Annotated in this window: 16 protein-coding genes; 6 read left to right on the top strand and 10 right to left on the bottom strand. The window is 72.2% G+C overall.

Annotated elements, in window-relative coordinates; translation table 11 throughout:
- Window positions 1–133: 133 nt before the first annotated feature.
- Window positions 134–1,252, top strand: a complete 1,119-nt coding sequence (locus tag AQJ66_RS08815) for an ADP-ribosylglycohydrolase family protein (RefSeq protein ID WP_061918847.1) — start codon at window positions 134–136, stop codon at window positions 1,250–1,252.
- A 38-nt stretch (window positions 1,253–1,290) separates the two neighbouring features.
- Here AQJ66_RS08815 and AQJ66_RS08820 read toward each other — a convergent pair whose 3' ends face one another.
- The 4 genes from AQJ66_RS08820 to AQJ66_RS08835 form a co-directional block, all read right to left on the bottom strand.
- A complete protein-coding gene (locus tag AQJ66_RS08820) occupies window positions 1,291–4,281 on the bottom strand; it encodes a glycosyl hydrolase (protein ID WP_061918849.1) in 2,991 nt (996 codons plus the stop codon).
- Between the two features lie 282 nt (window positions 4,282–4,563).
- On the bottom strand, window positions 4,564–6,147 hold the full coding sequence (locus AQJ66_RS08825; RefSeq protein ID WP_061918851.1) for a sodium:solute symporter family protein: 1,584 nt from the start codon (window positions 6,145–6,147) through the stop codon (window positions 4,564–4,566).
- Between the two features lie 187 nt (window positions 6,148–6,334).
- Entirely contained in the window at window positions 6,335–8,164 is a 1,830-nt protein-coding gene (locus tag AQJ66_RS08830; protein WP_425264268.1) for an MFS transporter, read from the bottom strand.
- A 284-nt stretch (window positions 8,165–8,448) separates the two neighbouring features.
- On the bottom strand, window positions 8,449–11,076 hold the full coding sequence (locus AQJ66_RS08835; RefSeq protein ID WP_079060167.1) for a D-alanyl-D-alanine carboxypeptidase: 2,628 nt from the start codon (window positions 11,074–11,076) through the stop codon (window positions 8,449–8,451).
- 181 nt (window positions 11,077–11,257) lie between these two features.
- Here AQJ66_RS08835 and AQJ66_RS08840 point away from each other — a divergent pair, with 181 nt between their 5' ends.
- From AQJ66_RS08840 to AQJ66_RS08850, 3 genes are all read left to right on the top strand, one after another.
- The gene (locus tag AQJ66_RS08840) at window positions 11,258–12,013 is read left to right on the top strand and encodes a GOLPH3/VPS74 family protein (RefSeq protein ID WP_061918855.1); all 756 of its coding nucleotides are present in this window, start codon (window positions 11,258–11,260) and stop codon (window positions 12,011–12,013) included.
- Between the two features lie 273 nt (window positions 12,014–12,286).
- On the top strand, window positions 12,287–13,144 hold the full coding sequence (locus AQJ66_RS08845) for a helix-turn-helix domain-containing protein (protein ID WP_061918857.1): 858 nt from the start codon (window positions 12,287–12,289) through the stop codon (window positions 13,142–13,144).
- 188 nt (window positions 13,145–13,332) lie between these two features.
- Entirely contained in the window at window positions 13,333–13,524 is a 192-nt protein-coding gene (locus AQJ66_RS08850; RefSeq protein WP_061918859.1) for a DUF397 domain-containing protein, read from the top strand.
- 129 nt (window positions 13,525–13,653) lie between these two features.
- On the opposite strand, the gene AQJ66_RS08855 is transcribed toward AQJ66_RS08850, so the two are convergent.
- The gene (locus AQJ66_RS08855; RefSeq protein WP_061918861.1) at window positions 13,654–14,160 is read right to left on the bottom strand and encodes a glutathione peroxidase; all 507 of its coding nucleotides are present in this window, start codon (window positions 14,158–14,160) and stop codon (window positions 13,654–13,656) included.
- Window positions 14,147–15,019, bottom strand: a complete 873-nt coding sequence (locus tag AQJ66_RS08860) for a slipin family protein (protein ID WP_061918863.1) — start codon at window positions 15,017–15,019, stop codon at window positions 14,147–14,149. Before AQJ66_RS08860 ends, AQJ66_RS08855 begins: the two co-directional genes overlap by 14 nt.
- Before the next feature lie 215 nt (window positions 15,020–15,234).
- On the opposite strand from AQJ66_RS08860, the gene AQJ66_RS39995 reads away from it, so the two are divergent.
- Window positions 15,235–16,440: a M23 family metallopeptidase gene (locus AQJ66_RS39995; protein ID WP_061918864.1), complete on the top strand. Its 1,206-nt coding sequence runs from the start codon at window positions 15,235–15,237 to the stop codon at window positions 16,438–16,440.
- Between the two features lie 9 nt (window positions 16,441–16,449).
- Here AQJ66_RS39995 and AQJ66_RS08870 read toward each other — a convergent pair whose 3' ends face one another.
- Window positions 16,450–17,634: an SPFH domain-containing protein gene (locus AQJ66_RS08870; protein ID WP_061918866.1), complete on the bottom strand. Its 1,185-nt coding sequence runs from the start codon at window positions 17,632–17,634 to the stop codon at window positions 16,450–16,452.
- An 11-nt stretch (window positions 17,635–17,645) separates the two neighbouring features.
- Window positions 17,646–17,897 carry a hypothetical protein gene (locus AQJ66_RS08875; protein ID WP_061918868.1) on the bottom strand — a complete coding sequence of 84 codons (252 nt, stop codon included), beginning with the start codon at window positions 17,895–17,897 and terminating at the stop codon, window positions 17,646–17,648.
- Window positions 17,898–18,137: 240 nt separating this feature from the next.
- On the opposite strand from AQJ66_RS08875, the gene AQJ66_RS08880 reads away from it, so the two are divergent.
- Complete coding sequence (locus AQJ66_RS08880; protein ID WP_061918870.1) at window positions 18,138–18,395, top strand: hypothetical protein; 258 nt, start codon at window positions 18,138–18,140, stop codon at window positions 18,393–18,395.
- Between the two features lie 39 nt (window positions 18,396–18,434).
- Here AQJ66_RS08880 and AQJ66_RS08885 read toward each other — a convergent pair whose 3' ends face one another.
- On the bottom strand, window positions 18,435–20,966 hold the full coding sequence (locus AQJ66_RS08885; RefSeq protein WP_079060139.1) for a SpoIIE family protein phosphatase: 2,532 nt from the start codon (window positions 20,964–20,966) through the stop codon (window positions 18,435–18,437).
- The gene (locus tag AQJ66_RS08890) at window positions 20,963–22,327 is read right to left on the bottom strand and encodes a diacylglycerol/lipid kinase family protein (protein WP_061918872.1); all 1,365 of its coding nucleotides are present in this window, start codon (window positions 22,325–22,327) and stop codon (window positions 20,963–20,965) included. Before AQJ66_RS08890 ends, AQJ66_RS08885 begins: the two co-directional genes overlap by 4 nt.
- Between the last annotated feature and the right edge of the window lie 17 nt (window positions 22,328–22,344).

Consider the following 22,344-nt stretch of genomic DNA (forward strand, 5'->3'; position numbering starts at 1 on the left):
CCCGGGGGCGGCAAAGCGCCCACAGCTGTGCGCCAATGCTCCGCCACGGCCGGTTTGCCCCCGTGAACCCACCGTTCCCGGTCGATTACAGTGCTCAGCGTCGTACATACGGACGGTGCCCCGAGGAGGTCTGGTGGGTGCGACGACCGGTGCCGTCTGGGGCCGTGCCGAGCAGCAGGACTTTCGCAGCCGGGTGCGCGGCACCGTGCTCGGCGCCGCCGTCGGCGACGCGCTGGGCGGCCCCGCCGACGCGCTGGCCCTGGACGAGATCCGGTCGGAGTACGGCCCCGAGGGGCTGCTCGACCTCGCCTTCGGCCACGGCGGGCGCGGCACGGTCACCCACCACACCCAGCTGACCCTGTTCACCGTGGACGGCCTCATACGCGCCCAGGTCCGCCGGGACACCGGCGCCTGGCATCCGCCGACCGACCTGCACCGGGCGTATCTGCGGTGGGCGGCCACCCAGCGCGACTGGGGCCCGGACGAGCGCCGCGAGGACGACGGCTGGCTCGCGCGGGAGGAGTGGCTGTACGCCCGCCGCGACCCGACCCGGGCGCTGCTCATCGGCCTCGGGGACGAGACGATGGGGACGCTGGAGGCGCCCAAGAACCCCGGCGAACTGGGCCCCGAGGCCGTGGCCCGGTCCGCTCCCTTCGGGCTGCTGGTCGGCTGGGAGCCGCAGCTCGTCGCCCAGCTGGCCGTGGAGTGCGCGGCGCAGACCCACGGGCACCCCATCGCCTACCTCTCGGCGGGCGCGTACGCCGTCATCGTGCACGGCCTCGCGCGCGGGGAGAGCCTGGACGGCGCCGTGCAGCGGGCGCTGGCCCTGCTCGCCGCCCGCCCCGGCCACCAGCCGGTCTCCGACGCGCTGCAGCACGCGCTGGGCGCGGTCCGGCAGGGGATGCCGGGCCCGGCCCGGGTGGAGGAGCTGGCCGGCGACGGCACCGCGGACGGGCTGCTGGCGGCCTCCGTGTACTGCGCGCTGGTGGGGGAGGACGTACGGCACGGCCTGTGCCTGGCGGTGAACCAGAGCGGGCCCTCCGCCGCGGCGGGCGCCCTCACCGGCGGTCTCCTCGGCGCCCTGCACGGCGAGACGGCCCTCCCGCCGGCCTGGCTGGCCGAACTGGAGGGCCGTCCCACGATGCTGGAACTCGCCGACGACTTCGCCATGGAGATGACCCAGGGGCCCGCGCTGCACGGACCCGCCGGGTCCTCCCCGGGATGGCTGGCGCGGTATCCGCGCGGAGCCTAGGGCTCGGTCAACGACACCTCACACGTACCTCAGGTGCCTCAGGCGAAGGGCAGGTGCAGCACGGACAGATTGCCCGTGCCCAGGGTGCTGGGGTTGTTGCCGATCGCGTTCCACACCTCCGCCCGTACGGTGCCGCCCGTCAGGCTGCCGCACATGGTGCCCTGGGAGGAGAGCAGCCCCTGGGTGTCCTTGTAGTGCTCCCAGCCGGTGATCGGGTCGGTGGCGAAGTAGCGGTAGGTCTCCACCCGGTCCCAGCTGCCGTCGCCGGTGCAGTCGTAGGACACCCGCATCTGCACGCCGTTGCCCACGGCCTGCTTGGCGTCGACCGACAGGTCGAAGGTCGTGGTGGCCCCGTTGTACTTCAGGTTCAGCCCCTTGGCGGTCAGGGTGACCGGCTGGTACGGGGTGCCGTCGTGGTTGGTCCCGTCGCCGGCCGCCACGGTGACGCTGCCGTCGCTGCCCGCCGTGCCCGCCAGGGTGCTGTCGGACTGCAGGTACAGGTCCGGGGAGGAACCCGCGGTGGCCGACGGGGAGGGGCTCGGCGACGCGCTGTCCGACGGCGAGGGGCTCGGGCTGGCGGAGTCCGTGACGGTCGGGCTGGGGCTCGGGCTCGACTGGACGCCGCCCGTCGCGGTGCCGCCGCTCCAGTTCTGGGCGCCGGAGGCCACCGTCTTGCCGGCGGGCACCTGCACGGCGGTCCCGTCGGAGAAGTGCACGGTCGTGTCGTCGGCCGTCACATTGGACGCGACGTAGGTGCGCCGGCCGCTCTTGGTGAAGACCGCGGTCAGCGGGCTGTCGGCGGTGACGGTGGTGTCCACGGTGCCGAGCGCGGCCAGGTTGCGGATCCAGTGGAAGGTGTGCGCCTTGCTCTCGCCCTCCTCGGAGGTGAAGCCGTTGTTGGCGCGGAAGTTGGCCAGGGCCGCGTCACCGTCGCCGAGGGCCTGGTACTCGTACCAGATGTCCGTCCAGATGGTCGGCTGGGTCTTGCCGCTCTGGTCGAGCATCTCCTGGTAGTTGGCCCTGACGTAGGCGGGGTCGTCGCCCAGGTAGAGGTGGCCGCCGGTCACCGGGAGCAGGTTGATGCCCTGGATCTGCTCGGGGGCGCTGGAGAACCAGGTCGAGTACGCGCCGCCGTTGCCCCAGACCATGCCGACCTCCTTGTGCGGGAAGTCGCTCGGGTAGATCTCGTCCTTGGTGTCGAACCAGTAGTCCTGAATGGCGGCGGCCTGCGTGGTGTACATGTAGATGCCGGCGTCCCGGACCGTCTTGTCGCCGGTCGCGATGCCCCACTGGATGAGGGCGTTGTCGAAGTTCATCCCCTCGGACGAGGACTCCTGGTTGTTGCCCGCGGCGAACGAGCCGTGGCCGGAGGCCCAGTCGTGACCGCTGTAGATGTCGAAGTCACGCAGGTAGGGGAAGCGCTTGTCGGCGCGGTCGTAGTTGTTGGCGTCGCGGATCAGCAGGTCCACCATGCCGCCGTACTGGCTCGAACTGGCCCAGGCCGGATCGAACTTGGCGAGGGTCGCGGCCGCGGCGATGTAGTAGCCGTAGTGGAAGTGGTGGTCGTTCAGCTCCTGGTCGGACCCGTAGGAGGCCGGGTAGCCGATCAGGGTGCCCCACTTGTCGTCGTAGTAGAACAGGTGGCCCGTCTCGTTCTGCGAGGCGGTGAACCAGTCCGTCAGCTTGGACTTGATCGCCGCGAGGGCGGCGTCGCGCACGTCCTTGTTGCCGGTCTGGTCGGCGATCTCCGCCAGGCGGGCGGCGCGGCCGAGGCCCTTGCCGGTCCAGTAGGTGTCGTCGCTCTGCTGCCGGGTCGGGTCGGCCTTCTCCGCGTTCAGGTAGTTCTGCAGGGTGGTGGCGTCGGCCCCGGAGCTGTCGGCGACGGCCGGCACCTCGGGGAGCACGCCGTGGAAGACCATCGACGTCGTGAAGGACGTGATGCCGGTGAGCACCTTCAGCGGGCCGCGCGAGGAGATGTACTTCTGCGCCAGCGGGGTGCCGCCGGCGAGGTTGCGCCACTGGTGCGGCATCAGCGCGGCGACCGTGGCCTTGCCGGTCCCCTCGAGGGCGGTGGTGGTGTAGCTGTACTTCGTCGTGACGGTGCTGCTCGCCTCGTCGTACGTGTACGACACCGCGGTCCCGGTGACGTGGTTGTAGGCGTACTTGGCGTACTCGTCCGCCAGCGCGGCCCGGTCGGCGGCCGAGGTGGACGGCGTGGTCGGCAGCACGGCGATCGAGAAGTAGTCCTTGCCGCCGAGCGAGGAGGTGAAGGTGGTGCCGGAGCCGTCGACCGACCAGGTGGCACCGCTCGGGGCGAAGGCGACGTAGTCGTGCCCGGCGATGGTGTAGCCGAGCATCGAACCGGAGTGGGACCACACGCCGGCCGTCGCGCCGGAGGCCACCTTGATCTGCGCGTCGCCACCGGTCGCCCGGAAGTACGCGAACGGCAGACCGGAGCCGATGGTCGCCCGCAGCGTGTGCGCGCCGTCGCTCAGGACGGGGCTGACGGTCCAGTCGCTCCAGTCGTCGACCTTCACCTCGGGAGCGCCCAGGCCGGCCACGCCGGCGACGAAGTCCTCGGTGTAGTTGAAGTGGTACTCGCCCACGCCCTTGGCGCTGCCGGAGATCGCCGGCGTGGTGCTGTACGAGAAGCCGAGTCCGCCCGACTGGGCCTTGAAGCCCAGCGGCTGCGCGAACAGCGGCTCGCCGTAGGCGCAGTTGGTGCGCTTCCAGAGGATGGACGACCACCAGTCGTTGGTCGGCACGGCCCCCGACGGGGCGTTGGCCGTGACCCAGTGGCGCGGGTTGGTGGACAGGTCCGCGCAGCCCGAGGGCAACGGGCCGGGAGGCTGGGTGGTGTAGCTGCCCTGGCCCACCGTGGCGGCGCTCGCCGGGTGGGGGGCGAACACGGCCAGCACCGTGCCGAGGAGGGCCGCGACCACCCCGAACACCAGGACATGCGGGCTGTATACGGTTCTGCGTGGGGGAAGGCTGCCGGCGGGTCTTGGCCGGTCCGTGTCGCTGGACATCCGAACTCTCCTGACGTGGGGTGCCGCGTGTTCGGCCGTTCTGAGAGCGCTCTCACGACGCGAGGGTAGGGAGCGCATCATGAACGCGTCAACACAATGAGCGACCTGATTTCACCTGGTTGTAACTCCCTTGGGGCGTGTTCGGGGCACAGGAGAGGTGTCCGAGAGAGCGCTCTCACGGCGTGAGCGAGCGGTGGGGAGCCGTCCGGAGCAGCGCGAAAAGGGCCCGGTCACCTGGACCGGACCCTTTTCGCGATCGCCCCGGGGCGGGAGTGTGCCGGGTCAGGGCGTCTGGGTCCCCACCACGTCGTCGCCCGCACCCGCCGGCGTCGGGACCGCGGCCATCCCCGCCGCGCCGCCCGGCCCGTCGCCGTCGGAGTTGACCCGCTCGATGATCGCCAGCCGCTCGGGGGTGTCCTCCGGCTTCACGAAGCCGATCACGATGTACAGCACCAGGGACACCGCGAGCGGCACCGAGACCTGGTACTGCAGCGGCACTCCGCCGTCCACGTTCCAGTTGACGGGGTAGTTCACCAGCCAGAACGCCAGCAGGCCCGCGGCCCAGCTGGTGAGCGCCGCCGTCGGGCCGGAGCGGCGGAACGCGCGGAGCAGGCCCAGCATCATCGGGATCGCGATCGGGCCCATCAGGCCCGCCACCCACTTGATGACGACCGTGATGATGTCCTTGAAGGCGGGGGAGTTGACCTGGGTCGCCACCGCCATGGACAGGCCGAGGAAGACGACCGTCGTCACCCGGGCCGCGATCAGGCCCGAGCGCTCGCCCCAGGCCCGCGCCCGCGGGGACAGCACCGGCGCCACGTCCCGCGTGAACACCGCGGCGATCGCGTTGGCGTCGGAGGAGCACATGGCCATCGTGTGCGAGAAGAAGCCGACGATGACCAGGCCCAGCAGGCCGTGCGGCAGCAGCTGTTCGGTCATCAGGCCGTAGGAGTCGGAGCCGTCCGGCTTCTGCGCGTGCACGAGGAGCGGCGACATCCACATCGGGAAGAACAGCACCACCGGCCAGACCAGCCACAGCACCGACGACAGCCGGGCCGAGCGCTCGGCCTCGCGGGCGCTGCCCGTCGCCATGTAGCGCTGGGCCTGGTTGAGCATGCCGCCGTTGTACTCGAAGAGCTTGATGAAGAGGAAGGCGAGCAGGAACACCGTGCCGTACGGCCCGACCAGGGGCTTGCCGTGGCCGTGCAGCGCGGGCTCGTCCCAGGCGCCGAGGAAGCCGATGCCCTTGTCGTTCAGCTTCAGCACGACCGCGACGAACATCGAGATGCCGGCCAGCAACTGGATGACGAACTGGCCGAGTTCGGTCAGCGCGTCCGCCCACAGGCCGCCGATCGTGCAGTAGATCGCGGTGATCGCGCCGGTGATGAGGATGCCCTGGTTCAGCGACACCCCGGTGAAGACCGACAGCAGGGTCGCGATCGCCGCCCACTTGGCGCCCACGTCCACGATCTTCAGCAGCATGCCCGACCAGGCGAGCGCCTGCTGGGTGGAGAGGTTGTAGCGGTTCTTCAGGTACTCCAGCGGAGAGGCCACGTGGAGCCGGGAGCGCAGCCGGTTGATGCGCGGCGCGAACAGCTTCGAGCCGACGGCGATGCCGAGCGCGATCGGGAAGGACCAGGTGACGAAGGACGTGACGCCGTAGGTGTAGGCGATGCCCGCGTACCCGGTGAACATCACCGCGCTGTAGCCCGACATGTGGTGCGAGATGCCGGACAGCCACCACGGCATCTTGCCGCCTGCCGTGAAGAAGTCGCTGACGTTGTCCACGCGCTTGTGCGACCAGACGCCGATCGCGACCATCACACCGAAGTAGCCGATCAGCACGGCCCAGTCGAGACCGTTCATGTGTCCCCTTCCAGGGTTCGCAGCCAAGGTCAGGCATGTGAACTCTGGTTTCCAGCGTGTACGCACGGCAAGGAAGAGGAAGGTCAAGAGCGCGTAAAAATGTTCGTTGTAGTGACCCTCGTTCACCTACATGAACACAGGTGATGCGAGGGAGACCATGGCCGCGCCCCTCTCGGGCGCCGAGCGGCTACTTCCGGCCCTGGGACCCCTCGGACCCCTGGGCGGACTTCACCGTGTCGGGGCAGGGGGTGCCGCGCGGCAGCTGGTACGGAGCGGCCAGGTGGTAGGTGCCGGCGCGCGGGGCGACCAGGACGGTCCACTTGTCGCCGTCGGTGTCCTCGGCCGTGGGCATCAGGCAGGCGTTGATCTTCTGGTACGTCAGGCTCTTGCCCTGGTCGTCGACGATGCTCAGCCACGGCGAGTACGGGATCCTGATCAGGATCCGCCCCGGCCGGCTCACCTCGAGCGTCATCTCGCCCTGCTCGGCCCGGTCCACCACCGCGTTGGGCTCGGCGAGCGGCGCCGGGTCGGTCACCTTGAACAGCTGCCAGTTCGCGTCGCCCCAGATCTGCTCCAGGTAGGGCATCCCGCGCTGCAGCAGCGACCGCTCGCGCACCCCGCCGTCCCCGTCCGGGTTGTCCTTCGGCAGCACCACGAAGTGCACGGCCCAGCGCTGCAGCCACTCGTGGTAGTTCGCCGAGTTCAGGGTGTCGTCGTAGAAGAGCGGGTTGCGCTCCATGTCCGCCTGCCGGTTCCAGCCGCGGGCCAGGTTGACGTACGGCGCGAGCGCGGAGGCCTCGCGGTGCGAGCGCGCCGGCACCACCTCGACCCGCCCCCGCTCCGCGCCGACCTTCTGCAACTGGTTGACCAGCGGGGCGAGCTCCCGGGCCCAGGAGGCGGCCGGGGTCGTGTGGACGATGTCGTCGACCGTCTTGAAGCCGATCCAGCCGACGAAGCCGAGGAGCGCCAGCACGGTCAGGTACCACTTGCGCGAGCGCGGCACGGTGTAGGGGAGCGCGGCGAGCAGCACCGCACCCGCGAACAGCATCGGCAGGCGCGAGATGTTCGAGCCGATCTGCGAGCTGATCAGCCACACCAGCACGACGCCGAGGCTGTAGACGGCCGCCGTCAGCCGGACCGTGATCCACTCCTTGGGGACCAGGAACAGGCACAGCAGGCCGTACAGCAGCGGCAGGACCACCGAGCCGAAGGTCATCGGCTGGGTGCCGGAGAACGGGAACAGCCACGCCGACACGGCGACCACGGCCGAGGGGGCGAGCCCCAGCGCCCAGGCGCCCGGCCGCCGCTTCTGCAGGAAGAGCGCGGCCGCGACCAGGCCCACGAACAGTCCGGCGACCGGCGAGGCCATGGTGGCGATCGCCGCCAGCGGGGCCGCGACCAGCGCCTTCGCCCACCGCTTGTACCGCCACTTGTACGGCCAGCAGAAGACGGCCGCGACCGCGCCGAGCGCGAACATCGTGCCGAGCCCGAACGTCACCCGCCCGGAGATCGCGTTGCACAGCAGCGCGAAGACCCCGGCGAGCGCGACCCACAGCGGGTTGCGCACCGCCCGGCTGCGGATCAGGACCAGTGTCAGCAGGCCCGCCGAGACCGTGCCGGCGATCATCATCGTCGTCCGGACGCCGAGGACCGACATCAGGTACGGCGACACCACGCTGTACGACACCGGGTGCATGCCGCCGTACCAGGCGAGGTTGTACGCCGAGTCCGGGTGCCGGCCGACGAACTCCGCCCAGGCGTCCTGGGCCGCGAGGTCGCCGCCGCTGTTCGCGAACGTGAAGAACCAGATGATGTGCAGGGCACCGGCGAGCGCGGTGACGGACAGCACCGGGTGCCGCAGCAGCCGCTGCCGGAGCGGTTCGGCGGAGACGAGGAGACGGGCGAGGCGGCCCGGCCGCGAGGCCTGGTGACGGTCCGTGCCGGTGTCGGTGTCCGTGTCAGACGGCTCCGGTGCGCCGGTCGCGTCCGCCGTGTCGGTCACGTTCCTGGTGTCCATGGCGTCCCTCGTGGACAGAGGTATTCGCGGGCCTGATCCCGGGTCCGGATCGGCGTCGTCGGCCCGTGTCGGCTCGGTTGTGGCCACCTGAAGGCACTCCCCGTGTCCCGTCTTCTGTTCTCGGCCGTGTCCCTCGGGTGTGTGTTCCCGGCCGCTTTCCGTCCAGTCCCCCGGCGCCCGTCGTCCCGTGACCGGCGGCCTGCCCCGTTTCGTGACGCTAGCACGCACCCCGCCGCGGTAGCCCGTCGACGGGGTGCGGGCCGGCCGTGCCGCCGGCGCCGGTCTCAGCCGAGCCGGGTCAGCTTGGCCGCGAAGCCGGGTTCGGTCAGGTCCTTCTCCAGGGCCACGGGCACCTGCACCGCACCGGCGGCCGAACCGTCACCCACGGTGAGCGAGCCGACCTTGGTGCCCGCCTTCGCCGTGTGCGGCACGGCGTCGGCGGTGAAGGACAGCTTCACCTTCAGGCCGGACCAGCCGGCCGCCGTCACGTCCTTCGTGGCCACGACCGGCGTACGGCCGCCGAGCCCGTCGTCGACGTACCCGACGACGTCCCCCTTCTTCAGGATCGTCGCCGGCTTCAGCGCGCCCTGCGCGGCCTGCATCAGCTTCTTGCCCGCGTCCAGGACGCCGCTGATGATCGTGTTGTCGAAACCGCCGGCGGGCTGGCGCAGCACGGCCCCGATGACGGTCCGGGTCTCACCGCCGACCTGCTGCTTCGCCGCGAAGACCAGGTTGCCGAGCGCGGAGGTGGTGGTGCCGGTCTTGATGCCGACGACGTTGTCGTGGCCGACCAGGCGGTTGTAGTTGGAGTGGTTGACGCCCTTGTAGTCGTCGTACGACATCATCGCCGCGACCTCGCGGAAGGCGGGCTTGGCCATGGCGGCCCGGGCCAGCTTCACCTGGTCCACGGCCGTGCTGACCGTGGAGTCCGTCAGGCCCGAGGGGTCGGTGTACCTGGTGTTGACCATGCCGAGGCTCTTGGCGGCGGCGTTCATCTTCGTCACGAACGCCTTCTCCGAACCGACGTCCCAGCGGGCGAGCAGACGGGCCACGTTGTTCGCGGAGGGCAGCAGGATGGCCTCCAGGGCCTCCCGCTCGGAGATGCTGTCCCCGGCGGTGACCTTGACGGTGGACTCCTGGCCCGCGTCCGACTGCTGCTCGGCGGCCTTGTCGATCTTGATCTTGGGGCCGGCCTCGCCGCTCTTGAGCGGGTGGTCGCGCAGGATCAGGTACGCGGTCATGACCTTCGCCACGCTCGCGATCGGCACGGGCTTCTGGGCGCCGGACGAACCGAAGCTGCCGATGCCCTGGACCTCCAGCGCGGCCTCTCCGCTGGCCGGCCACGGGATGCCGGGCTTCGCACCCGGGAAGGTGTAGGTGTCCTTCGCGGTCAGGTCGAGGGTGGGCTGGGGGAGGGGGCGCACGGACTGCACGACCGCGACGACGACGGCCAGGAGGAGGACCACGGGGGTCCAGATCTTGACCCGGCGCACCAGGGTGCGGACCGGGGTCTCCGGGGGCGGCGGCGTGTTCGTCAGCTCGGCCAGCAGGTCCAGCGGCGGCTTGGGCGGGAGCGGCTGCTGCGTGGTGCGCTCGGGGCCCAGCTGGGGGACCTGTGCGGTCACGTCCGGCTTGAGCGCGACGAACTTGCTGGTGCGGTCGGCCTCCGGCGGTTCGGGCTGCCGGGGCTTGGCGCCGCCCAGCTTCAGCATTGTGGTCGGCTGGTCGACCTCGGGCTTCTTGGGGCGGACGGCCTTGAAGACGGTGGTGGGCTGGTCGACGGGCTCGGGGTCGGCTTTCGCGGGGGTGTCCGCCTCGGCTTCGCCTTCGTCGGGGGTGCTCCCCCCCGCACCACCCGTGCGGGTCTCGTCGTCGGGTGCGGGTGGCCCCTGCGGGGCGCCTTCGCCGTCGGCGGCCTGCGGGTCGTCGGCGGCGGCCTTGCCCGCGGCGCCGGTCTTGGCGGCCGAGCCCGTGCCGGCCTTCGCATCCGCGTCGGCGTCGGCCTTCTCGTCGGCATCCGCCTCGGCCGCGGGCCGGGCGTTCCCGCCCTCAGCGTCGCCCGCACCGGCCGCCGCGTCGGTGTCGGCGTTGGCGACCTTGGCGTCAGTACCGGTCCTGGCGTCGGTGTCGGTCTTGACCTCAGTGCCGGCCTTCGCGGCCGGGTCTGCGTCGGCCTTGCCGGCGGCGCCGGTTCCGGCGGCCGCCGCCTTGGCGCCGGGCTTCGCGTCCGCGACCGCGTCAGCGGCGGCAGCGGGGCGCGCGTCGGTCTTCGGGTCCGCTTCGGCGTCGGCCTTGGCGGCTGCCTCGGAGCCGGGCTTCGCGTCCGCGTCCGCGACCGCGTCAGCCGTGGCGGCCGGGCGCGCGTCGGTCTTCGGGTCCGCTTCGGTGTCGGCCTTGCCGTCGGTGGCAGTCTCGGCCTTGGTGGCCGGCTCCGGGTCGGTGGCGGTCTCCGCGTCGGAGTCGGTGTCGGGGGCCGCTTCCGTGGTGGCCTTCGCTTCTGTCGCCGCGTCAGGCGCAGCGGCGGGGCTCGCGTCGGGCTTCGGGGCCTGGGCCGCGGGCTCCACCGTTTCGGGGGCCTCCTGGGTGGCACCCTCCGGCGTGGAGTTCCCGGTGTCGTCGGCGTCCTCGGGCCGTTCGGGCTTGTCGGCCGAACGGACCCAGGCGGAGACCGCCTCGCGGAGGTCGGCGTCCTCGTCCTCGGGGCCGGAGGCCGCCCGCTTGACGTCCCGTACGGACAGGACCTTCGTCGCCGTGTCCGTCGTACCGCCGGAGGAATCCTTTTCGCGGGACACCGCGAGCCGCGGATCGCGAGCCTCGGGAACCGTACCCTCGCTACCCGACGTCGGTTCCACTGACGACTCGTGCTGCTTCGACCTGTCGGGGGACTCGCCCGCCACCGATGCCTCCTCCATGCGCCGCACGCACACTCGCGCGCCCTGTCCGAACCATGTACCAGTGTCCTGTGTGGGGGCTTGGCCCCTGCGGTAGACGAGAACGACATACCTGCCGGTTCCCTCACGAACCGGTCACGCACCCTCGACAGATGAATGTGAGAGGGGTCACCCTGTCATTCATCCACGCGGGGAGGCATGGATGGGCAGGAGCCGCAGAACACTTCCGGAGGAGCTTCTGCTGCTGGCATTGGACCCGGCCACGGGTACCACTGCGCAGCCGCAGTCGCTCGACCTCGGTCTGGCCGGAGCACAGCTAGTGGAGCTGGCGCTGGCCGGACGGATAGCCCCAGACGGGGATCGTATCGCCGTGGTGGTACCACGGCCGACAGGAGATCCGACACTGGACTGCGCGTTGGAGTTGCTGCGAAGGCGCGGCGCTCCCGTGCGGGCCGTGCACTGGATCGGCGGGCCGCGTCTCGGGCTCCGCCAGGTCTACCTCACGCATCTGGAGCGGTGCGGCATGGTCGCCGCCGTGCCGGGACAGATGTGCGGGGTGCTGCCGACGACTCGCTACCAGGCGACGGACAACGAGATCAGCCGGGAGATCAGAGCCCGGCTGGACTCCGCGATCCGCACCGGCGTCCCGCCGGACCCGCGGACCGCGGCGCTCGCCGCCCTGGCGCACGCGGTCGGCCTCGGCAAGCACCTGTACCCGGGGAACGAGGGACGCTCGTCCCGGTCCCGGTTGCGGGACCTGATCCGGCACGACCCGATGGGCGGCCTCGTCGCGCACGCCGTGATGGACGTCCAGAACGGCGCGGGCGCCCAGCCGCGGCGCGGTCCGGCCACCACCGGACGGCAGCCCGGGCCCGGCGCCAGGACGGCGCCGCAGCCCGCGCGCGGGGTGCCGATGCAGCCGCACCACGGGTCCATGGCACGCGCCGTGGCGCACTGAGCCGCACCGAGCAGTACTGAGCCGCACCGTCAGTCCCCAGGACCCGGTTCGGGAGCCGCTGGTTCGAGCGGGGTGGCGAGACCTCTGTGGTCCCGTCACCCCGCTCGACTGCGTTCCCCCGCGGCCCGTCACCCGGCATCGAGTCCGAACTGACGCGTACGCGCCGCATATCCACCGTTTGCCAGCGGTAGAAAGGACCTTGGTGGCAGTCTGCTCAACGGCAGATACGCAAAGTATGAGATGTACAGGCAGGCAGCCGGAGGTGCACGTCCCGTGGCGTCCAATGTCAATCCCACCGTCAGGCGGCGCCGGCTCGGCCAGGAGCTGCGCAGGCTCCGTGAGCTCAAGGGCATGACGGCCGAAGAGGTGGCCGAGCGGCTGCTGGTGTCGCAGTCGAAGATCAGCCGGCTGGAGAACGGCCGCAGGAGCATCAGCCAGCGCGACGTGCGCGACCTGTGCGGGGTGTACGAGGTCGAGGACCAGCGGATCGTCGACTCGCTGATGGAGATGGCCCGCGACTCCCGGCAGCAGGGGTGGTGGCACACGTTCGGGGACATCCCGTACAGCGTGTACATCGGCCTGGAGACCGACGCCGAGTCGCTGCGGGTGTACGAACCCCAGCTGGTGACCGGCCTGTTGCAGACCCGCGCCTACGCGGAGGCCCTGGTGCAGGGCGCGTTGCCGGAGACGTCGACGGCGGAGATCGAGAAGCGGGTGCAGGTCCGCATGCGCCGGCAGGAGCGGATCACCTCCGGGACCAACCCCCTGCGGCTGTGGGTGGTGCTGGACGAGGCGGCGCTGCGCCGGGTCGTGGGCAGCAGGCTGGTGATGCGGGAGCAGCTGGAGCACCTGATCGAGATGTCGCAGCTGCCGCACGTGACGGTGCAGGTGCTGCCGTTCGAGGTCGGGGCGCACCCGGGGCTCAACGGGCAGTACGCCATCCTGGAGTTCACCGACGCGGCCGACTCCAGTGTCGTCTACCTCGAGGGCGTCACCAGCGACCTGTACCTGGAGAAGGCGCAGGACGTGCAGAAGTACGCCGTGATGTACGAGCATCTGCGGGCACAGTCCCTCAATGTGGAGCAGTCCCGGCAGTTCATCGCGAACCGGGCCAAAGACTTCGCCGACTGAGCCCCACTCGTGGCAAGCGCCGGATCGTACACCATTGGTCCACTCCAGCGGAAGGCTCACTTGGAATATGCCATCCGCTTGAGTGAACGACTCCTACGGTGGCGTCAGTTGCCCGGTAGCGTCGATCACGCCATCCGACGACCAGGTTGGCGTGAACCGCACTACCGCAACTCGCAACAGGAGTGGACATGGCACTGATTCAGGGCGCTTCGGAGACGTGGATGAAGTCCTCCTATTCCGCGGGCAACGGCGCGTGCGTCGAGGTCAAGTCGCCCACCACCGCGGAACTCGCCGTACGCGACTCCAAGGTCATCGAGGGACCGACCCTGGCCTTCCCCGCGGCCGCGTGGAACGCCTTCGTCGCGTCGGTCAAGGCGTAAGGGAGTCACCGGGCATCAGCCGCAGCACCTGTTCCACCTGTATCACCCGCATCACCCGCATCACCCGCAGCCCTCTCGACCGGTCGCCGTCCTTGCCGAGAGGGCTCGGCCATGCGGGTGCCCGCGGGGTCAGGCCAGCTGGGCCTCGACGGCGGCGACGACCTCCGCCGACTCGGGCTCGGTCTGCGGCGAGAAGCGGGCGGCGACCCGGCCGTCACGGCCGATCAGGAACTTCTCGAAGTTCCAGCGGATGTCGCCGCTGTGGCCCTCGGCGTCCGCGAAGCCGACGAGCCGCTCGTACAGCGGGTGCCGGTCCTCCCCGTTCACCTCCACCTTCTCGGTCATCGGGAAGGTCACGCCGTACGTCGCCGAGCAGAACTCGGCGATCTCCTCGGCCGTGCCGGGCTCCTGCCCGAGGAACTGGTTGCAGGGCACTCCGAGCACGGTGAAGCCCTGCCCGGCATACCGCTCCTGGAGCCGCTCCAGGCCCGCGTACTGCGGGGTCAGGCCGCACTTGGAGGCCACGTTCACGATGAGCACGGGCCGGCCGGCGTACTGCGCCAGACCGGCCGAGCCGCCCTGGAGCGCACCGATCTCCACACCCAGCGCGGAACCGTCGAAGTCATTCGTCGTCATGCCCGGATGCTAGCCCGGCCGCCGGCCGGTCCGGAGCGGCCGCCTGGTCGGGCACCGAAGGAGCCGCCTCCTCCTCCTTCGTCGCGAGACCGTCGCCGATCTGCCTGGCCGCGCGGTCGAAGTAGCGCAGCAGCTCCACCGGGAACGGCATCACGAGCGTGGAGTTCTTCTCGGCGGCCACCTCCACGACCGTCTGCAGGAGCCTGAGCTGCATGGCCTCAGGCGTGTCGGACATGATCCGCGAGGCGTTGGCGAGCTGCTGGGCCGCCTGGAACTCGCCGTCGGCGGTGATGACCCGGGCCCGCCGCTCCCGCTCGGCCTCGGCCTGCCGCGACATGGACCGCTTCAGCGACTCCGGCAGCTGGACGTCCTTGATCTCGACCCGGTCGATGTGGACGCCCCACCCGGCGGCCGGGCTGTCGATCATCAGCGCGAGCCCCTCGTGCAGCCGCTCCCGGTCGCTCAGCAGGTCGTCCAGATCGCTCTTGCCGATGATGGACCGCAGCGAGGACTGGGCGACCTGGCCGACGGCGAAGACGTAGTCCTGCACCTCGATGGCGGCGCGCACCGGGTCGGTCACCCGGAAGTAGACGACGGCGTCGACCTTCACCGACACGTTGTCCCGGGTGATGCCCTCCTGGGTGGGCACCGGCATGGTCGCGACCTGCACGTTCACCTTGCGCATCCGGTCCGCGACGGGGATGAGGAAGGTGACCCCGGGCTGCCGGTGCGCCGGCAGCGCCTTCCCCCACCGGAACACGACCCCCCGCTCCACCTGGTTGACGACCCGCATCCCGCTCCTCAGCACGAGCAGCACGAGCGCGGCCACGACCACCACTGCGACGACGGTGCCTTCCATGGCACTCCCATCTCCGACGCGGAACACCCTGTCCCGGGCAACGAGGAGGACACCGTTCACCCCCTCCCCGGATCCGCCCGGGGCGTCAGAGAACCGTAAAGATTCGGGCGGGAGGCGGCAGGACACCCGCCACTCCGCCGGCCGCGGGAAACCTCGTCCCTGCCCCCGCCGTCTTGCAGTCCGAATCGCCTCGATTCACGGGACAGGGGGGCCACATGCGTGACGCGATACCCGAGGTGCCGCCGGAGGCCGACGTACTGGCGGGGTTCCTCGCCGCGGAGCCCGATGTCCGGTCGCGGGTGGCGGCCGGTGTGGTGGAAGCCGTGGGACGGGAGCGGCTGGAGCAGGTCGTCGCCGCCACGCTGACCCGTACCGGGACACCCGTCGGCGTCACGGACGGCCCCGACGGGCTGATCGTCGGCGGGCCGCGGGGCGCGGTTCGGGCCTGGGTCCAGCTGACCGCGGGCGGGGACGGGATCGCCGGGATGCTGCTCGAAGGGGCACGTTACGAGCCGCCGCGGCGGCGACCGCCCCGTTCCGTGCGCCTGGTGGGGCCGGCTTGCCTGCTCCTCCTCGTCCTGTGGGACGTGCTGACCGTGTGGACGGCAGCCGACCGTGTCTCCTGGTGCGCGGCCGTGGCCACGCTCACCGCCGCCTTCGTGCTCGCGGAGGGCGTCGGCGCCCCGGCCCAGCAGCCCCGCCTCGTGCGCCGCGCGGTGGAGGCCGTCGCCCTCGCCGCGCTGCCCTCGGCCGGGCGCCTGCCCGGCCTGCCGTCCGGTCACTTCGACCCGGGCCTCGCGGCTGCCCTCGCCCTTCTCGCCGGGGCGGCCGGCGCGGTGGCCGCCGCTCGCCTGCACCACTGGCGCAGCCCCGTCTCCCAGCCGCTCCACTTCCCGCTGGAGGGCACCTGGTACGTCCTCCAGGGCGGCGGCCGGCTCCTCAACCACCATGCCCGGCTGCCGGACCAGCGCGGCGCCGTGGACCTGACCGGCCTCGGCCCGCACGGCACCCGCACCCGGCCCGACACCGCCGACCTCACCGCCTACGCCGCCTACGGCCGCCCCGTCCGCTCCCCCTGCCACGGCCGGGTCGTCTCGGCGGCCACCACCATCCCCGACCAGCGCCCCGGCGAGCTCCGCTACCAGCCCCCGTACGGCAACCACGTCTTCCTCGACACGGGACGCGAGATCATCAAACTGGCCCACCTGCGCCCGGGTTCCGTCACCGTGCGGCCGGGTGACGTCGTGGCGCCGGGCCGGCTCCTCGGCGAGGTCGGCAACAGCGGCAACTCCACCGAGCCCCACCTGCACCTCCACGCCGAACGCGACGGGCTGGGCCTGGACCTGAGGTTCACGGACGTACGCGGCCGCCTCTACCGGGGGCGCAGGGTGCGGGTGGCGACCGGCCCCCGCCCCCGGTAGGCGTGTGCGCTAGTCGACGTTCACCGGGCCGTCGTCCTGCTTCCTGTCCTTCGCCGCGCGGAGCTGGAGCAGGCCGCTGTTGTCGGGCTTGTCGGGGTGGTCGGTGCCGGGGTTCTGGCCGCCGAGGTTCTGGCGGACGGAGTCGAGGATCGTCAGGCCCTGGGAGACCAGGCCGGCGGCGATCTCGCCGAGGCCGTCCGCACCGTTCAGGACGTTGACGTTGGCGCCGGCCAGGCCTCCCGCGGCCTCCTTCACGATCTGCGGGAGCTGGTCGATCAGCATCCGGTCGAGCGCGACCCGGTCGTAGGAGGCCGCGGCCTCCGCCTGGATCTTCATGCGCTGCGCCTCGGCGGCGGCGAGGATGCGGACCCGCTCGGCCTCCGCCTCGGCCGGCTTCACGACCTCGGCCACCAGCTGCTGCTGGCGCAGCTTCGCCTGCCGCTGGGCCAGTTCCGTCTGCGCGGCGAGCACCTCCTGCTGGGCGTGGGCCTGCGCCAGCGGCCCGGCCTGGGCGGCCTGCGCCTGGGCGCGGTCCACCTCGGCCGAGTACTCGGCCTTGACGACGGCGGTCTGCCGGGCGTACTCGGCCTGCTTGCGGGCCGCCGCCTGCTCCGCCTCGACCGCCGCCTGGGTGGCCTGCGCCTGGGCGATCTGCGCCTGCCGCTGGATGGCCGCCTTGTGCGGCGCGGACATCGCGTCGATGTAGCCGGTGTCGCCGTCGTCGATCGACTGGATCTGCAGCGAGTCCACGATCAGGCCGATCTTCGCCATCTCCGTCTTGGAGGTGTCCAGCACCTCCGCCGCGAGCTTCTGCCGCTCGGTGACGATCTCCTCGACCGTCATCGAGCCGATGATGGCCCGCAGGTGGCCGGCGAAGATCCGGCCGGTGAGCACCGACATCTGGTCCTGGTCGGACAGGAACCGCTGGCCCGCGTTGATGATGCTCTCGTGGTCGTTGCCGACCTTGAACGCGATGACCGCGCGGACGTGCAGCGCGATGCCCTGCCGGGTCACACAGGTCTCCGTGACCTCGGACTCGCACATCGACAGGGTGAGGAATCGAACCTTACGGAAGACCGGCAGCACGAACTTGCCGTGCCCCGTGACCACTCGGAACGGCGCGCCCCCCAGTCCCCGCCGACCCCCCGAGATCAACATCGCCTCGTCGGGCGCGGGAACGCGATAACCGAACATGCTTGTACTCCTCAGCCGGCGCCGGCGGGATCACCGTCCAGCGCGTCCAGTGGATCCTTCCATTCGATGACGCCCACCTCGCGGCATCCCCGTGATTCGATCACGAGCACCGTCGCACCCTTGGGCAGGGGATCCTCCGACCAGGCGAGGAACGTCTCGGAGCCGCCCCTGACCCGTACCAGGACCTCACCGGGGCCCGCCGCTCCGCGGGTGCCGATGAGCATCGTCCCCGTACAGCCGATCACGGCCTCGTCCCGCGGCATCACCGGCCGTCCTCCTCGTCCTGGCTTCAGGGTTCCGACGATAGACCCAGGCGGCCGGGCACCCAATCCCGGTGCACGACCCTGACGGAGTATCAGCGCCCCGGACGGGGCTTTCCGGCTGAGCACGCGGCGGGATGCCGGACCAGCCTCCGAAACGAGCGCTGAGTGGATCTTCAGTGGTCCCCCTGTCATGCGCTCCTGTCCGTCCGATGCCCGTCCGCTTCCCCACGAGGAGGAGTCATGCGCAAGCTCCACAAGGCCGCCGTCGCGGCCGCGTTCATCGGTTGCTTCGGCTTCATAGGCTCCGGCACGGCCGCCGCCGAGGGCGCGGAGGGCATGCACGGTGGTGGGGGCGGATGCAGGTCCCACGACCTGAACATCGCCGTCCTCGACCAGATCGACATCGGAGGCGGCCTCGCCGGCAACCTGCTCAACGATGAAGGAAGTCCAGGCGGCCAGTGGGGCCGCGTAGGTTCCGAGTGCGGCGGCGGTTGCTGAGCCGTCCGGAAGCCCCGCGGTCGCGCGCGACCCGCCCCCTCACCCGCGGGGCGCGCCGGAGGGCGTCTCGGCGGGCAGCGGCTGTTCGGCCCAGATGGTCTTGCCGCCGGGTGTCTGGCGGCTGCCCCAGCGCTCGGCGATCTGGGCGACGAGCAGCAACCCGCGCCCGCCCTCGTCGTAGCCGCGGGCCCGGCGCAGGTGCGGCGCGGTGCTGCTGCCGTCGGAGACCTCGCAGATGAGCGACGCGTCGCGGATGAGCCGCAGGACGATCGGGTCGTCGCCGTACCGTACGGCGTTCGTGACCAGCTCGCTGACGATCAGCTCGGTGGCGAACGCCGCCTCCGTCAGCCCCCACGCGTCCAGCTGCTCGACCGCCATCTTGCGGGCCCGGGCCACCCCCGCGGGGTCCCGCGGCAGCTCCCAGGTGCGCACCCCCGCGTCGCCCAGCGCGCACGTCCGGGCCAGCATCAGGACGATGTCGTCGGCCGGACGGCCGGTCAGCACGGTGCGCACCACCTGGTCGCAGGTGTCCTCCAGGGGCCTGGCCGGACCGCTCAGCGACCGGCGCAGCAGGGCCAGGCCGCCCTCCATGTCCCGGCCGGCCGCCCCGACCAGGCCGTCGGTGTACAGGGCGAGCAGGCTGCCCTCCGCCAGTTCCACCTCGGCGGCCTCGAACGGCAGGCCGCCGACGCCGAGCGGCGGCCCGGCCGGCAGGTCCAGCAGCCGTACGGTGCCGTCGGGGGTGACCAGGGCGGGCGGCGGATGCCCGGCGCGGGCCAGGGCGCAGCGCCGGGTCACGGGGTCGTACACCGCGTACAGGCAGGTCGCCCCGACCTCGCCGGACGCCTCCTCGCCCCGCCCGCGGACGTCCGGGCCCTCCTCCCGGTCGAGCCGCAGGACCAGGTCGTCGAGCTGGGTGAGCAGTTCGTCGGGGGCGAGGTCGACGTCAGCGAGCGTCCGTACGGCGGTCCGCAGCCGGCCCATCGTGGCCGTCGCGCGGATCCCGTGGCCCACGACGTCGCCCACGACCAGGGCGACCCGGGCGCCGGACAGCGGGATGACGTCGAACCAGTCCCCGCCGACGTCCGCCCCGGATCCGGTCGGCAGGTAGCGGTAGGCCACCTGCATCGCCGACAGCTGCGGCGGCCGCTCGGGCAGGAGGCTGCGCTGGAGGGCCAGCGCGGTGCGGCGTTCCCGGGTGTAGCGGCGGGCGTTGTCCAGGCTCACCGCGGCCCGGGCGGCGATCTCCTCCGCGAGCAGCAGGTCGTCCTCGCTGAAGGGCCGCGTCGTGCGGTGCCGCATGAAGTGCACCAGACCGAGGGTCACGCCGCGGGCGCGCAGCGGCACCATCATCACGGAGTGGATCCGGTGCCGGGCCATGGTCTGCGCGCGCGCCGGGGACGACCTGATCCACTTCAGCAGCCCCGGATCCCGCGGCCGGGGCCGGGTGCCGCGGCCGGCGGCGAGCGCCCGCGCCGGCGGTGTGCCCTCCGGGTAGGACACGGTGTCGCCGGTGGCCACCACGGACTCCGGGCAGCCCTCCAGCACCGACCGCTGCGCCGTACGGCGGACGGTGACCGCTGCGGCCGTCGGCACCGGTTCCGGTTCGTCGCCGAGGGCGACGGACTCCAGCAGGTCCACGGTGACGAAGTCCGCGAACCCCGCCACGGCCACCTCGGTGAGCTCCTCGGCGGTGCGGGTCACGTCGAGGGTGCTGCCGATGCGCAGGCTGACGTCGTTGAGCACGGCCAGGCGGCGGCGCGCCCAGTACTGCTCGCTGGTGTCGAAGACGGTGGCGGACATGCCCTGGACCGCGCCGTTGCGGTCCTTCAGGGGGGAGAGGAACATCGACCAGGAGCGTTCGCGGACCTCGCCGGGCGCCCGGCCGTGCGCCTCGTGGAACACCGTCTCGCCCGTGCGCAGGACCTGCCGCTGGAGGCGGTCGAACTCGTCGAACGGGGGGCGCGGCTCCAGCTCCCAGAGGGTCAGCCCCCGCATCTGAGCCGCGCTCCGGCCCATCACCCGGGCCATGGCCTCGTTGGCGGCCACCAGCCGCGCCTCGCGGTCGTAGACGGCCACCGGCATGGGGAGCTGCACGAGGGTGAGGTCCCACAGGCTCGCCGTCCCCGGCCCGAGCCGCCCGGTCTCGTACACCGGCGGGGCGCCGGTCACCAGCCACATCCGCTCGCCGCCCGCGTCCAGCAGCGGCGTCCCCTGCAGCCGGACCACGACCCGGTCCCCGTCGCGGTGCCGCAGCGCGACCTCACTGACGCACCGGTGCCCCTCGGCCACGTGCCGCCGCGCGGGCCGGGGCAGGGGGGCTGCCAGAAGACCGGCGGCCGGCCGGCCCACGATCTCGGCCGGTTCGTACCCGAGCAGCCGCTGGGCCCCGGTGCTCCACACCACGACCAGCCCACCGGCGCCGACGACGACGGCCGATCCCTCCGGTACGAGTTCCTCCAGCGTCACCGTCACCACGCCTCCGGATGCGACATCCGTCCCCTTCCTCACATCCTTCCCAATTCCGGGTACCCATGGACGCACCCGCCTCGACGCCGGCCCGCATGTCATGGACCCGGCGCGTCCGCGCGCCCTGTGGCCGCCCCTTCCCGATGCCGTGAGGCGGGGGCGGGCGCGGCCCCTCCCCGCTCGCCCAGGCCCAGCGCCAGGCGCACCACCCGCGGCCAGTCGGCCCGGGCGCCGCTCGGCCTCGGCGCACCGGGGCGGCGGCGGGGCACGCGGACCCGGAGCGCCCCGGGCGAGCTGCGGCACACGACGGGCGACGGCAGGACGACGTGCTCCCCGTCGATCCCCACGGGGACGGTGTCCGCGCCGGTCTCGACGACGACTTCCCCCGCACTCAGCCGCAGCAGCCCCCGGGAGTGCGGCCCGCGCACCATGTCCGCGGCCTGGGCGGCGCTGCCGACCCGCACGCCCACCACGCCGAGGAGTCCCGAGTCCAGCCGCTCCCTGCGTCCGGGGTGCGCCGCGTCGACGGCACGTCCGTAGGGGTTGTTGCTGACCAGCAGGGCCTGGAGCCCCTCGACGGGCGTCCCGTCGACCCGGGTCCGCAGCCCGGACGCCTCCTCGCCGGTGAGCAGATCGGGCAGCGTCCGCAGGACCGTGCGCGCTTTGGCGTCCCGGTACGAGGGCTCGGTGACGACGGACGCGTACGTCCCGAACGAGGCGTTGTTGACGAACACCCGGTCCGCGGCGTACCCGAGGTCGACGCGGCGTTCTACCCCGTCGGCCAGCGCCCGCAGGGCCGTCGCCGGGTCGTCGCGGTCGAGGCCGAGGTCGAGGGCGAAGTGGTTGCGGGTACCGGCCGGCACCACCAGGAACGGCAGGTCGTGGCGCGCCGCGACCTCGGCCACCAGCGCCTGGGTGCCGTCGCCGCCCGCCACCCCGAGCAGATCGGCTCCCTCGGCGACGGCCCGGCGGGCCAGCGCGGTGACGTCCTGGCCCCGGTCGAGCAGGACCACCCGGCAGCCCGCCGCCCGGGCCTTCTCCACCAGGTGGAAACGGTCCACCTTGCCCCCGCCGGAGCGCGGGTTCATCAGGATCCAGGCGGCGTGCGGCGGATCGGCGGCAGGCTGCCCGGAGTCGCCGTGCCCGGGTGCCAGGGCCGTCCGTGCCGTCGTCACGGCCAGCATCCACAGGCCCAGGGACAGCAGGGCCGGTCCCAGCAGGCCGAACGCGCCGTACAGGGCGAGGACGGCGAGGGGCGCGGACACCGACAGGGCCACCCCGAGGGCGCGGAGGACCCCGGTGTGCGCCAGGGTCCACCACACCCCGACGGCGGCGAGCGCCAGCCCGGCCAGGACCCACAGCACGCTGCGCAGACCGGCGGCGACGAGCGGCACGAGGACGCTGCCCAGCAGGGCGAGCACCGCGAGGCGGGCGCGTCCGGCACGGCCCTCGCGCGCGGTCACGGCGCCCGCCCGGCCGG

The sequence above is a fragment of the Streptomyces bungoensis genome (assembly GCF_001514215.1).
GTDB classification, from domain to species: domain Bacteria; phylum Actinomycetota; class Actinomycetes; order Streptomycetales; family Streptomycetaceae; genus Streptomyces; species Streptomyces bungoensis.

Excerpts from the sequence above, each read along its gene's own strand:
- AQJ66_RS08880 (WP_061918870.1), top strand. The coding sequence starts at position 18,138 with ATGCGCAAGCTCCACAAGGCCGCCGTCGCGGCCGCGTTCATCGGTTGC.
- AQJ66_RS08885 (WP_079060139.1), bottom strand. The coding sequence starts at position 20,966 with ATGACATGCGGGCCGGCGTCGAGGCGGGTGCGTCCATGGGTACCCGGA.
- AQJ66_RS08860 (WP_061918863.1), bottom strand. The coding sequence starts at position 15,019 with ATGGAAGGCACCGTCGTCGCAGTGGTGGTCGTGGCCGCGCTCGTGCTG.
- AQJ66_RS08835 (WP_079060167.1), bottom strand. The coding sequence starts at position 11,076 with ATGGAGGAGGCATCGGTGGCGGGCGAGTCCCCCGACAGGTCGAAGCAG.
- AQJ66_RS08840 (WP_061918855.1), top strand. The coding sequence starts at position 11,258 with ATGGGCAGGAGCCGCAGAACACTTCCGGAGGAGCTTCTGCTGCTGGCA.
- AQJ66_RS08830 (WP_425264268.1), bottom strand. The coding sequence starts at position 8,164 with ATGGACACCAGGAACGTGACCGACACGGCGGACGCGACCGGCGCACCG.
- AQJ66_RS08855 (WP_061918861.1), bottom strand. The coding sequence starts at position 14,160 with ATGACGACGAATGACTTCGACGGTTCCGCGCTGGGTGTGGAGATCGGT.
- AQJ66_RS08850 (WP_061918859.1), top strand. The coding sequence starts at position 13,333 with ATGGCACTGATTCAGGGCGCTTCGGAGACGTGGATGAAGTCCTCCTAT.
- AQJ66_RS39995 (WP_061918864.1), top strand. The coding sequence starts at position 15,235 with ATGCGTGACGCGATACCCGAGGTGCCGCCGGAGGCCGACGTACTGGCG.
- AQJ66_RS08870 (WP_061918866.1), bottom strand. The coding sequence starts at position 17,634 with ATGTTCGGTTATCGCGTTCCCGCGCCCGACGAGGCGATGTTGATCTCG.
- AQJ66_RS08825 (WP_061918851.1), bottom strand. The coding sequence starts at position 6,147 with ATGAACGGTCTCGACTGGGCCGTGCTGATCGGCTACTTCGGTGTGATG.
- AQJ66_RS08820 (WP_061918849.1), bottom strand. The coding sequence starts at position 4,281 with ATGTCCAGCGACACGGACCGGCCAAGACCCGCCGGCAGCCTTCCCCCA.
- AQJ66_RS08875 (WP_061918868.1), bottom strand. The coding sequence starts at position 17,897 with ATGCCGCGGGACGAGGCCGTGATCGGCTGTACGGGGACGATGCTCATC.